Origin of the sequence: Arcticibacter sp. MXS-1 (assembly GCF_041902385.1) — a bacterium.
In the GTDB taxonomy this organism is placed as follows: domain Bacteria; phylum Bacteroidota; class Bacteroidia; order Sphingobacteriales; family Sphingobacteriaceae; genus Arcticibacter.
Window position 1 is genome coordinate 1,759,100 of sequence record NZ_CP169244.1, and the last position, 11,862, is coordinate 1,770,961.

The 11,862-nt window shown below is 51.7% G+C and carries 14 protein-coding genes; all 14 read left to right on the forward strand.

Annotation, left to right across the window (positions count from 1 at the left end):
* Window positions 1–6 precede the first annotated feature (6 nt).
* The 14 genes from ACES2C_RS07575 (at window position 7) to ACES2C_RS07640 (ending at window position 11,856) form a co-directional block, all read left to right on the forward strand.
* Window positions 7–585 (forward strand): DUF6266 family protein, encoded by a 579-nt coding sequence (locus ACES2C_RS07575; protein WP_374166372.1) that lies wholly within the window; start codon window positions 7–9, stop codon window positions 583–585.
* A 17-nt stretch (window positions 586–602) separates the two neighbouring features.
* Window positions 603–986 carry a hypothetical protein gene (locus ACES2C_RS07580; protein WP_374166373.1) on the forward strand — a complete coding sequence of 128 codons (384 nt, stop codon included), beginning with the start codon at window positions 603–605 and terminating at the stop codon, window positions 984–986.
* Between the two features lie 30 nt (window positions 987–1,016).
* On the forward strand, window positions 1,017–1,979 hold the full coding sequence (locus ACES2C_RS07585) for a hypothetical protein (protein ID WP_374166374.1): 963 nt from the start codon (window positions 1,017–1,019) through the stop codon (window positions 1,977–1,979).
* Window positions 1,980–2,093: 114 nt separating this feature from the next.
* Window positions 2,094–2,633: a hypothetical protein gene (locus tag ACES2C_RS07590; RefSeq protein ID WP_374166375.1), complete on the forward strand. Its 540-nt coding sequence runs from the start codon at window positions 2,094–2,096 to the stop codon at window positions 2,631–2,633.
* A 124-nt stretch (window positions 2,634–2,757) separates the two neighbouring features.
* On the forward strand, window positions 2,758–3,621 hold the full coding sequence (locus tag ACES2C_RS07595) for a DUF4373 domain-containing protein (RefSeq protein ID WP_374166376.1): 864 nt from the start codon (window positions 2,758–2,760) through the stop codon (window positions 3,619–3,621).
* A gap of 231 nt (window positions 3,622–3,852) precedes the next feature.
* Window positions 3,853–4,596: an AAA family ATPase gene (locus ACES2C_RS07600; protein WP_374166377.1), complete on the forward strand. Its 744-nt coding sequence runs from the start codon at window positions 3,853–3,855 to the stop codon at window positions 4,594–4,596.
* A 162-nt stretch (window positions 4,597–4,758) separates the two neighbouring features.
* The gene (locus tag ACES2C_RS07605; protein ID WP_374166378.1) at window positions 4,759–5,826 is read left to right on the forward strand and encodes an EpsG family protein; all 1,068 of its coding nucleotides are present in this window, start codon (window positions 4,759–4,761) and stop codon (window positions 5,824–5,826) included.
* Window positions 5,823–6,884: a glycosyltransferase gene (locus ACES2C_RS07610; RefSeq protein ID WP_374166379.1), complete on the forward strand. Its 1,062-nt coding sequence runs from the start codon at window positions 5,823–5,825 to the stop codon at window positions 6,882–6,884. The genes ACES2C_RS07605 and ACES2C_RS07610 overlap by 4 nt, the downstream gene beginning before the upstream one ends.
* Window positions 6,841–8,001 (forward strand): glycosyltransferase family 4 protein, encoded by a 1,161-nt coding sequence (locus tag ACES2C_RS07615; RefSeq protein ID WP_374166380.1) that lies wholly within the window; start codon window positions 6,841–6,843, stop codon window positions 7,999–8,001. The genes ACES2C_RS07610 and ACES2C_RS07615 overlap by 44 nt, the downstream gene beginning before the upstream one ends.
* 21 nt (window positions 8,002–8,022) lie before the next feature.
* Complete coding sequence (locus ACES2C_RS07620) at window positions 8,023–8,844, forward strand: glycosyltransferase family 2 protein (RefSeq protein ID WP_374166381.1); 822 nt, start codon at window positions 8,023–8,025, stop codon at window positions 8,842–8,844.
* On the forward strand, window positions 8,841–9,836 hold the full coding sequence (locus ACES2C_RS07625; RefSeq protein WP_374166382.1) for an NAD-dependent epimerase/dehydratase family protein: 996 nt from the start codon (window positions 8,841–8,843) through the stop codon (window positions 9,834–9,836). Before ACES2C_RS07620 ends, ACES2C_RS07625 begins: the two co-directional genes overlap by 4 nt.
* A gap of 13 nt (window positions 9,837–9,849) precedes the next feature.
* A complete protein-coding gene (locus ACES2C_RS07630; RefSeq protein ID WP_374166383.1) occupies window positions 9,850–10,761 on the forward strand; it encodes a glycosyltransferase in 912 nt (303 codons plus the stop codon).
* A 5-nt stretch (window positions 10,762–10,766) separates the two neighbouring features.
* Window positions 10,767–10,979: a hypothetical protein gene (locus tag ACES2C_RS07635; RefSeq protein WP_374166384.1), complete on the forward strand. Its 213-nt coding sequence runs from the start codon at window positions 10,767–10,769 to the stop codon at window positions 10,977–10,979.
* On the forward strand, window positions 10,966–11,856 hold the full coding sequence (locus ACES2C_RS07640; RefSeq protein ID WP_374166385.1) for a glycosyltransferase: 891 nt from the start codon (window positions 10,966–10,968) through the stop codon (window positions 11,854–11,856). Before ACES2C_RS07635 ends, ACES2C_RS07640 begins: the two co-directional genes overlap by 14 nt.
* Window positions 11,857–11,862 lie beyond the last annotated feature (6 nt).

Below are 11,862 nucleotides of genomic sequence, written 5' to 3' on the forward strand. Positions count from 1 at the left end.
AAAAACATGGAAACGTTTATCAACACACCGTCAGAGACCTCCCGGCCTGCGCCGCGAGTGTCATCCGCCCAACTCGCTACCCGCCAGAAATTCAAAATGGCGATGCATTTCCTCAGCCCCCTGGCTACTTTCCTTAACAGCTATTACAGGCCCGCGAGGCGGTTTAGTTCCGGCTATACAGCCGCTTTCAGTGAATTGGTCAAGTTCGGAATAAAGGGTGAGTATCCGGTTTTGTCCTTTGATTTCGAGCAGATTGGCCTTTCTCATGGTCGCTTGTCCAGGGTATTCATCCTCTCCGCCTTGCGCAAAGCTCGCCTGTTGGAACTGACCTGGCGCGTTTCATTGTCCCCCTGGGCATGGAGCGATGATGAGGCTGTGCTGCTGATCTACAATGAGACCAAGGGGCTTTTCTCTGTCAACCGGCGCCTGGCCCAACGGGCAGATGCGAAGCTGAGCTGTTGGCTTCCCGACTCCTTTGAAACGGACGTGCTGCATTTTTATCTGCTCTTTGTGAGCCGGGACGGACGTGATGCATCCGATAGTTTCTATCTCCACCCGACTGAATGCCGGTCAGCTTTACATTAACAATAATTGAATTCAAGATGAAAACCTTAAGTCTTTTTCCCTCACCGGTTTGCTGCGCCAACGGTCGCAGCTGGTTCAGTCAGGAACATGGTCTTCTGATAAGCACCCTCCTGTGTGTGCTCGTCTTCCCCTGGTTTGTCCGCCACATCGACATCACCTCCGCTCCTGTGGATCCCGGGATCCTGAGCGTCATTCTGGTGGCCATCCTGGCGTTCCTGTCGTTTAAAGCGCTCACCTGGTGGCTTATCCGCATCATCTGGCCGGGCCTGGCTGAATATTCCGAGCTGCAGTTTCTGAAAAACTTCCGCTCGCTGCATGCCCTGCAAAAAGTACTGATCTACCTCGGGTTTTACCTGCTGCTGCTGTTCGGACTAATTGCTACACTGGCGGCTCTGGCCTGAGGATGTTTTACACTCAAAGAAAGGAAAGCAATGAAAGCACTGATTATTTTACTGGCAGGACTGCTGACACTTAGCGGCCTGCAAAGGGAGGTGGGTTCTGCTGCCGGGATCCGCTCAATCTACCGGGCAGAGCTCGGTGTCCGCGAGGCAACGGGCCGCAATGACGGTTCCCGCGTGGAAGAGTACCTCCGGTACGTGGGCCTTAAGAAAGGCCAGCCCTGGTGTGCCTCTTTTGTATGCTGGGCACTGGGCAAGGCGGGTATTGATAATCCCCGCTCGGGTTATTGCCCCCGGCTGTTTGGGCGGGATAAAGTGGTTTGGGAACGGAGGCGGGGAGGCGGAGGACTGAATCTTGCTTCATATGATGGTGGTCCGGTAGCGCCGGTGCAGAGTGCCGCTGCGGGGGTGCTGAGCAGAAAGGGCCGGTTTGCAGATGTTGGAGGCGAGAACGAAGGCCTAAGCGGCCGCGGTTTGATAAGCAGGAAGAGCCGGTTTGCAAATGTTGCAGTGGAGAACGCGGGCTTGGGCGCCCTGGCGTTAACAAGCAGGAGCAGCTTGTTTGCTGATGTTGCAGCGGAGAACGAAGGCTTCAGTGCCCGGAGTGTTATCAACAGGAAGAGCTTGTTTTTAAGTGATGCAGGGGAAATGGGCAGCTCAGTGCCATCTGTTTTAATAAGCAGACAGGCTATATTTAGAGCTTCGGGCGCGGAAACGGGCGATCTGGCATCAGGTGATAGTGCCCTGGTCTTTGGTTTGTATTTCCCTGAGAAAGGCCGCATTGCACACGTCGGCTTTGTCGATGCACTGGCGGGTAAGTACATCATTACAGTAGAAGGCAATACCAACGAAGCGGGCAGCCGGGAAGGGGATGGGGTGTACTGCAAAAGAAGGCTGCTGAGTTCGGTGTATCAGATTGCCTGCTACAAAAAACATTCAGCGGCTATGTTTAGAAGAGGGGATGTACTTCGGCTGAATGCCCTTGCGCGTTACTAAATGCATCAAAACTGAAGGTTCAGACTTCAACACCATGAAACGACCAATTCACCATCTTATTCAAACGAAGGGAGCAGCTTTACAGCTCATGCTCCTTGCATCCTGTACCTTGCCATGAAAACACGAACCCCTATTCTTATCTTATCAGCAGGGGCCGCCCTGCTAATACCCCTTGCTTCCTGTACGCTGCTGCACCGGCAACACGCCACGAGCAGAACCGAATCAACGGATTCGCTAAGCCTTTTGCGCCAGGCGAGCGCCGGCCTTCACCAAAGCGAACAGCATCTTCAGCTGCGCTGGCTTCGCGATTCCTCCTCATCCGAATCATTTATTGAGATCATCCCTTCGGGAAACTTTGAGTTTTCTCCTCAGCAGGGCTTTAAGGGCCATGCCCGCAGCATCCGCCTATACGGCAGGCAGCGGGAGGGAAGCCAGCTGCGCGACTCAACTGTAAGCAGTTCTTCCCTCAACGCTTTAAAAGAACAGAAAGAAGAGCAGAAGGCTTCGCATAGTCAGAAGCAGCAGCAGGAGCACAGCGAGAAAAAGAAAGCTGCTGTACCATTCTGGTTCTGGATGCTGCTGATCATCCCTGTGGTACTGCTAATCCGCATCATTCTTACTAAGGTGCTGATGATCAAAGCTGAAACGGGCTGAAAGCGCAGCACCGGTTTTTTGCATTCAAACTAAGCAATCTCATGGAGGCCTCAAAAACAGGTGAGACTCTCCGTGAATAAACAGACGATCAAGAAAATTTGGTTCCCCATCATTGATTCATTTTATGGCCCGTCCTACAAAATCCAGTCTTGATTACTTCAACCTCGACTGTGTGCAAGATGACAATCTAAACTTCATTGAAGCCCGGCATGGTGTGCTTGGCTTTGCTGTTGTGGTAAAACTCTGGCAGAAGATCTACCGCAACGAAGGCTACTACCTGCCCTTGAAAGAAATTAACCTCTATCTCTTTGCACGGGAGATCGGTCTGGAGGCGGAGATCATCCAGCAGGTGCTGGAATCCTGCATGCAACCAGGGATCGGAATCTTCAGCAAAGAACTCTACGAACAGTACGGCATCCTCACTTCCCACGGCATTCAGAAGCGCTGGCTTCGGATTGTAAAAGACGCGCGAAGGCGCGATGTGGACATTCTGCCCGAATATAACCTGCTGGAGGAAGGAGGAGTTATTGAGGGGAATTTACGGGAAGATTACGGGAATGTTCCGGAAAATTCCGGAAGAAACCCTGAAGAAACTATACAAACGATATTAAACGATAATAAAGTAAAAGAAACGATAAAAGAAGAAAAAGAAAAAGAAGAAAGCGCTGCTGGCGCAGCTACTCATTCGGGAGGGATAGAAGAGAGAAAAAAGATCTTTTTTGAAAAAATGGTTGCGGCGGCGCGGCCGAAATACCCTCAGGAGATGCTGGAGAGCTTCTTCCGCTACTGGACAGAATGCAACGAGAAGGGCCGCAAGATGCGCTTTGAGATGCAGCCGGTGTTCGACATGAAGCTGCGCCTGGCTACCTGGAAAGCCAACGGCGAACGCTTCAAGCAGCGATGGCCGCGGATACGAAGCGAAACTCGCACGCTCTTCCCCAACGGCTGCGAACCCGGCCCGCATCCGCAGGGATACGGAAAACTGTAGAAAACTGTCAGCCATCGGCTGTCAGCTTTCAGCAGTTAGCTGTTGGCGATTGGCTGTTGGCCTTTTGAGCAATCAGCGAAGATGGGAAAACCAGATTGGTGAGAGCGAGGACCCCAAGCCAATACCTAATTGCTAATTACCAATAGCTGTCGGCTGAAAGCCGACGAAAAGCGGAATGCCAATAGCTAAATGCTAAATGCTGTCGGCTTCGCCGACCAAACCCACAACACAATGCAGAACTACGAACACATTGAACTCAGCGAGGAAGAAGTCGCAGAAGCGCTGCGGCAGGCACGCAAGGCCAAACACTTCCGTGAGCAGGAGCTTCGCTATCAGGAGGCCCTGAACCGAAAGCCCGAATATCCGAAACTGACAGCACGTGAGCTGTACCGGCTGGCCATGCAACAGGCCCGGCAGCAGATCCCCGCCTTCCGGGTTGACGAAGGTAACCGGGAGATCGTCCGATTGCTCGCGCTTTACTTTGCCGGCGATCCCGCCTTTGAAGAAGGCGACTACCGCCTGAACAAAGGCATCCTCTTGCTGGGACCGGTAGGCTGCGGCAAGACCTCCCTGATGCGGGCCTTTGCCCTGAACTCCCATAATGCCTTTGCAGTTGTCAGCTGCCGCAGGGTGAGCGATGACTACTCGACTCATGGAGCCGAAGCGCTCAAAGTCTACTCGGCCCTGAAGCCGGTGTATCCTCATCAGTATTTCGGTCAAGCCGGCATCGGCTATTGTTTTGACGACCTGGGCACCGAAAGCAGCAGGAAGCATTACGGCAATGAGATGAACGTGATGGCCGACATTATCCTGAACCGCTACGAGCAGCTGAGCCTGAAAGGCAAGACCCACTTTACTGCTAATCTGGATGCGGAGCAGATTGGGGAACAATACGGATCGCGGGTCCGCTCCAGGCTCAGGGAGATGTGTAATGTAATTGCTTTTGACGGAGGGGCGGCCGACAGGAGGGGGTAAAAAGGCCGCAATATGATTGAAATTATGATGTGAACTGAACTTTTTAAGCCGATGCCCGTAAACAATAGAACGCTCACTGCCTGATCTGCCTTTTGAATGTTGAATGAACAGGATCTTAAGATGGACTGGCATACGATTGATAATTTCTGTTGATGCAGTAACATGGTTCCCTATTACCTCGTTTTCAGTATTCTCGCGATTGTTTCATTTCTTGATTCCTTTTCGGTCAGGAGAAGAGAACGGGTGTTGTTTCTGTTGCCTATATGGTTTATCCTTGCCTTGTTCGCAGGGCTCCGGTACGACAATGCCGACTGGCAGGCCTATCACGATGCCTATGAGGCCATTGTCAGCGGCGGCCCTCCAATCCTTTCAGATCCTGGCTTCAACGGCCTGTTCCACCTCCTGTCGGTTTTTAGTGATAGCCCCGTTTTTATGTTTCTGGTGGTAGCCGCTCTGGCCGTAGGACTCAATTTCTCGTCCTTTAAAGCTTATTCTCCGTATTTCCTTACGGCGGTATTATTTTATTTCGTGCATATCTATGTGCTCCGCGAAATGATCCAGATCCGCGGTGGACTGGCAACGGCGGTCTGCCTCTTTAGTCTCCGGTACCTCGTGCAAAAGAGGTATACGAAATTCGTGCTGGTGTGGCTGCTGGCAGTTTCGATACATTTTTCAACCCTCATCTGGGGACTGGTCGCGCTTTGTTATTGGCTTAAGCCCTCAGTGAAGACCCTCACCACTGTACTGGTGCTGAGTTTAATCGTAGGTCTTGTTTATCCCTTTGGACAGATCATCAAATCTTCTCTGGGCATTGCGGGCATTAACCCGCGGGTAGCAGAATATGTGGCTTATGGCGACGAGGGCTTTGCTGGCACCCTGGGCATATTCACGAATATCAATGCCTTGAAATCTGTCTTCATATCAGCCGTTTTGATCTTTCTGTACTACCGCGGACATGCCGCCGACAGCCCATTTTTCTATCCGCTTCTGTGTGCTTATATAACCGGAACCTGCTGGATGCTGCTATTCAACGACTTTGCGATTATTGGGGGCAGGCTGTCGAGCGTGCTCCTCACTGTAGAGCCGGTGCTTATTTCATACTTGTTATTGTTGTTTTCCCGCGATTCGAGGTGGGCTTTGTCGGTCCTGCTTGTTTGCATTACGCTGGCGATGCTGATACTGAATAAAGGGGAGGATAAAGTGTCACCTTATCATTTTTATTTTTCATGAGAATAGCAATGATCCTTCCTTCTTTGTCGGCGACCGGCCCTGGTATTATGGTGCGGGAACTCACCGGGGGCTTGCAGCGGCACGGACATCTGTGCAAAGTTTTTTATTTTGACGAGATCCCCGAAATCGAAATGCCCTGCCCGGTAGAGCGGATCGGTTTTTTTGACGCTATTGATCTTAAAAACTGGGATGTAGTCCACAGTCACATGCTCCGGCCTGATAGTTACATCGCCTTTCGCAAGGCGGTAGAGCGCGATCTCCGGCGCGTCCGGTTCGTCTCGACTTTGCATAATCCGGTATCCTACCGGGCCTTCAGGACGGGCTATGGCCGGCCGGCATCGGTGCTGGGTGTCCTGGCCTGGAAGGCGGCCCTTGCTGCATTCCACTCCGTGGTTGTCCTCAATTTGAGTATTTATGAAACGATTTCCGGGGTTTCCCGTAAAAAACTGGACATCGTTTACAACGGCAGGGATATCAGCCCTGCCCCTTGTTCTCTGCTGCTGTCGAAGGATAGCGTGCTGCGAGCACTGATTGAAAAATATTGCATAATGGGAACAGTGTCTAGTTTGACTAAAAGAAAAGGGCTGGATCAGATGATAAAGGCTCTGCCGCAGCTACCGGAATTTGCAGCTGTGATAGTGGGCAGCGGGCCGGAAGAGCGGTCATTGAAGTCGCTTGCAGAAGAATTGGGTGTACAAGAGCGCTGTTTCTTTGCGGGGCAGCAGGCCGACCCGCTGCCCTGGCATTCTCTGTTCGACGTGTTTGTCATGTGCTCCAGCTCCGAAGGTTTTCCGCTTGCCCTGATAGAGGCTGCGGCTAATAAAACCCCATCTGTACTTTCTGACATTCCCGTTTTTAAATCAATAGTGAGCGATAAGGAGGCGGTCTTTTATCAGCTTGGTCATATTGACTCGCTTGCGGCAGCTATTCGGCGGGCACATGATCATTCCTCAGCTTATTCGGACGCTATTGGGCGGTATTATACAGAGAACCTGACTGCCGATAAGATGGTAAATGCTTATCTGCGCGTATACAGAGGGGAGGGCGCAAGTGCCTGATCTTCATCGTTCTGCTGTTGTTTTTATTCTCCCTACCCTTAAGACAGGCGGAGGGAACCGGGTTTTTATCGAAATCGCCAATGTGCTTTGTCAAAGACGTCCCGTTACCTTGCTTTCTCCGAATAATTCGTCCGATAGTCACACCTTCTTTCTCAACTCCCGGGTAGAGCAGAGGAGCATCGGAGGTATGGCGGGTGGCAGAGTATCCAAACTGTTTAATATCCTGAGACTGGTGCGCTATGTGAACCGGCATCACCGGGGCGATGTGGTGATCGTGTCTGACCCCTTCCTGTCCGTTTTCTCCTGCTTACTGCGGGCCCGTTTTGTTTTACGGTTCTTCCAGTCGGACGACTATGCTCTCTTCGACGACGGTTATGTTCTGGGGAAAGGGAGCGCGCTTCAGCTTTACAAGCTCTTTACACGCATTTCGTATCGATATAAGGGAATCGGTTTCGTTTTCAACTCCAGGTTTGTATACGACCGGTTCTGCCTGACAGCCGGCGCTTCTCTCCATCCATACCGGCAGGTGAGCCCCGCGCTGAACCACCACGTTTTCCAGAGCAAAGGAAGGCCTCAGGGCAGCGCCGGCAGGATCACCATTTGCCTGGTGGCCCGTAAGCATCCTTTGAAAGGGCTTGACACTTTTCTGAACGCCTGGCGCGATCTGCCGTTTGAGTGCAGGCAGAACGTGGAGCGCGTGCTATTGATCTCTCACGATGACTTGTCGGCCTTTGACCTTCGCAATTGCGAGGTGATCAGACCCGCTTCTGATTACGATATCGCTGCGGCTTTTGAACGGTCGGATATTTTTATCTCGACTTCCCGGACTGAGGGCTTCGGTTTGCCGCCCCTCGAGGCAATGGCCTGCGGATGCGCCGTGATTACAAGCGACTCGGGCGGCGTTAATGAGTACGCGGAAGACGGACATAACTGCCTGATGTACCAGCCCGGAGACGAAGATGCGTTAAGAACCCTCCTGACCGGACTGATCAGCGATCCTGAGAAAAGGTGGCGGCTTGGGATAAAGGGGATTGAAACAGCGAAAAATTTTACCTGGGAGAAGTCGGCGCGTGCTCTTGAAGGGATCATTGATGTGCCGGTAAAGAAGTCTTACTAATACTGATTGAGGGTGAAGAACATGAAACAGCAGGTAACTGCATCTATCGTTTTGTACAATACAGATGCGTCAGTAAAGAAGACGATCGAAAGCTTCCTGGCCTGCAGTCTGCACGTGAAATTGTACCTGATCGACAACTCTCCGGGTGATACATTGAGGTCTCTCGCCTCAGACCCACGGGTGGAGTACATTCATAGCGGAGCTAACCTGGGGTTTGGGAGAGCACATAATGTTGCGGTGCGGGAGGTGATTGATTCGTCTCCTTATCATCTGGTGCTAAACCCCGACATTTCGTTTGAAAGGGGAGTTATTGAAGAGCTTTATACATTCATGGAAAAAAATCGGGGGGTAGGGCATGTAATGCCAAAGGTGTACTACCCGGATGGCAGTACGCAATATTTGTGCAAGCTTATTCCCACGCCTTTCGACCTGATCTTCAAGCGGTTTTTGCCCGCCTCGTTTTCGGATAAAAGGATGGAGCGCTTCCAGCTGCGATCCTCGGGGTACAACAAGGAAATGGATGTGCCCTATTTGTCGGGCTGCTTTATGTTTTTAAGGACCTCGGCTTTACGGGAAGTCGGCCTGTTCGATGAACGGTTTTTCATGTACCCGGAGGATATCGACCTGACCAGAAGAATCCATAGAAAGTACAGGACGGTGTTTTATCCGGAAGTTTCGGTGATACATGCACACGCTGCGGAATCATATAAAAGTTTCAGAATGCTGTATATCCATATAGCGAATATGGTGCGGTATTTTAATAAATGGGGTTGGTTATTTGACGCCGAACGGCGTAGGATAAACCAGAATATATTGAGTAAAGTAAAGAATAACGAAGGGTGAAAATTTGTTTAATTGGGGCATCTGGCTTTGTTGGATCACGCTTGATCGAGCTGCTTAAAGAGCATCACGAAGTCAGGAATCTGGATAAAAGGGAAAGTTCCTTTCATCCGGCTATTACACGTATAGTGGATGTGCGCGATGCGGATGGTTTGCGGCAGAAGCTTGCGGGCCAGGACGTTGTTGTCTTGCTTGCTGCGGAACACCGGGACGACGTGTCGCCAGTTTCCCTGTACTATGATGTGAACGTTCAGGGCGCGAAGAACGTGCTGGAGGCGATGGATGCGAATGGAATTAGGGACATTATTTTTATGAGTTCGGTCGCTGTGTATGGACTGAATAAGGAAAATCCGGCAGAGGACCATCCTGTTGACCCGTTTAATCATTATGGGAAAAGTAAATGGCAGGCAGAGGAAGTTTTAAGAGACTGGCATGAACAGGACCTGCTTTCGAGAAGCGTCACTGTCATTCGTTCGACGGTCGTCTTTGGTGAGCGAAACCGGGGAAATGTATACAACTTGCTGCGGCAGATTGCCGGCGGCCGGTTTCTGATGATCGGAAAAGGCAACAACAAGAAGTCGATGGCCTACATCGGGAACATCGTTGCTTTTATTCAACATTGCCTGCATAGGCTAAAGCCCGGCTACGAAGTCTACAACTATGTGGATAAGCCAGATTTTACCATGAACGAACTGGTTGCTCATGTAGGGCAGGTCTTAAAAAAGAGTATTCCTGCGCTCTACGTTCCTTATGTTATCGGGATGCTGGGAGGCTACACCTGTGATCTTGCGGGCCGGTTATTAGGAAAGAAGTTTGCTATAAGCGCTGTGCGGGTGAAGAAATTTTGTGCCACTACTCAATATGATTCTCTAAAGCTGCATGATACAGGTTTCCGACCTCCGTTTTCCCTTTCTGAGGGCCTCGCTCGTACGCTTGTCTATGAGTTTGCGCGGGAAGAGCAGCATGAGGACGAGGTTGTATTTGTAACCGAATAAAAGAATACCAGGCGTGCACAGAATAAAGTATATCAGTTTCGGCCAGGATAACGGATACAGCAACGCCGCTTCGGCCCTGATTCAGAAGCTCAGGGAGGAGGGCGTTGATGTGGACCGTGACAATGTGGCGCCGGGAAGCCCCTTTAAAACCGCGGTCGTGAAAAGCTCGCTGCAACAGGAAAATGAGTGCAGCGCCGTGATCATTCATACGATACCGGAGTATTTCCCCGACCAGTACAGAAAGGCCCGCGACCTTTATCCGCGTGCCAGGATCTGGGGGTATACTGCCTGGGAAACGGACCAGATCCCCGATCACTGGCCTGCTCTGATCAACCTCCTCGACGGCGTTTTTGTGCCCTCTAACTGGAATAAAGAGGTGTTCGTTCGCTGCGGTATCGTCATTCCTGTATGCGTACTTCCTCATATTTTCGAGGATTGGAAGCACGCAGATAAGTCCTGTCCCCTGCCTGTTAGCGATGGCTCGTTCTGCTTTTATACGATCGGGGAGTGGAGCGAAAGAAAGAACCTGCCGGCACTGATCCTCGCGTTCCACCAGGAATTTATGCCGGAGGAAAACGTTACCCTGGTGGTCAAAACCGGCTTGCTGGACTGGACCAGCTACAAACGGCGCTGCAGAAGTGCTTTTCGCAGAAGTTTTGGCAGATCGGCCGCAGCTTTTCGCAGACTTAAACGGCTTCATCGAATCGGCGGTAATGTGATCCATATGAATGGCCTGCTCAGACCGGAGCAGATCTGTTTCCTGCATCAGCGCGGCGACTGCTTCGTTACGGCCAGCCGCGGTGAGGGCTGGGGGCTGGGGGCTTACGAGGCTGCCTTTAGCGGAAATCCTGTGATCGCTCCGGCTCAGGGCGGGCTTCTTGACTTTTTGCCCCCGAACACACCTACTTTGCTGCTTATCAACTGATCCCCGTGGATACGGAATTCGGACGGGAGTCGTACAGCGCCAATCAGCTTTGGGCCGACGTTGATCAGTCAGCGCTCCGGAAACTGATGAGGCTGGTTTTTGAGGATCAGATGAAGGCCCGTCATAAGGGGGCCGCACTGAAAGAATACGTACATCAAAAGTTTGAGGGCCGTAAGATCGCTCAGGCTTGTTTAGCTGCTATTTATGAGAAGGTTTGACAATGTTTATCATTTTGTGTTTGGTCTGAAACCGCAGACCGAGCCCTTTCACCTTGCCTATTATCTTTGCCTGGCTTCTTGCCTGCAGGTGAACCGGCCCGAACGGATCTATTTCCATTATAAACACGAGCCATACGGGTACTGGTGGGACAGGATTAAGCCTTCGCTCGTCCTGAATCAGGTAGATACCGGCTCTTTTCTGGAAGCCTATGTGTACCGGGATAAGGCCGTGGCGCAGTACAGGTATGCGCATCTGTCGGACATCGTGAGGCTGGAAATGTTGCAGCAACACGGCGGAATTTATGCCGACATCGATACTCTCTTTGTGAATCCGGTTCCTGCGTCGTTCTTTGACGAGCATTGCATCCTGGGAAGAGAGCGGGTTGACACCAACACTGCCGCCGGAGCGGCGGCGGGAGGTTCGCTCTGTAACGCCTGGATCGCGGCAGAAAAGGGCGCTGAATTTATCCGGCTGTGGCTGGAGAATATGGAGGCTGGCTTCGACGGCAGCTGGAGCGCTCATTCTACCTTTCTGCCCTATACCCTCAGCCGGAACTACCCGGCCCTGCTGCACGTGGAGCCTGAGCACGCGTTCTATAAGTTCGACTGGACCCCGGAAGGCATCAGGAATATCTTCCGGCGAAACAGGACGGCAGACGCTGCCGACATCTATAGTATTCATCTCTGGAGCCACCTCTGGTGGGACCGCCGGAGGAAAGACTTTACCCGCTTCTGCAATGAAGATCTGACGGTGAATTATCTCCAGTTCTCTAACGCCACCTACGCCAGCTTAGCAAGGCGCTTTCTGCCCGGCGACCTGGAGTTTAGCAAAAGCGGCTACAGGAAGGAACGGTTGAAACAGTATTTACGATTTTAATTTGTG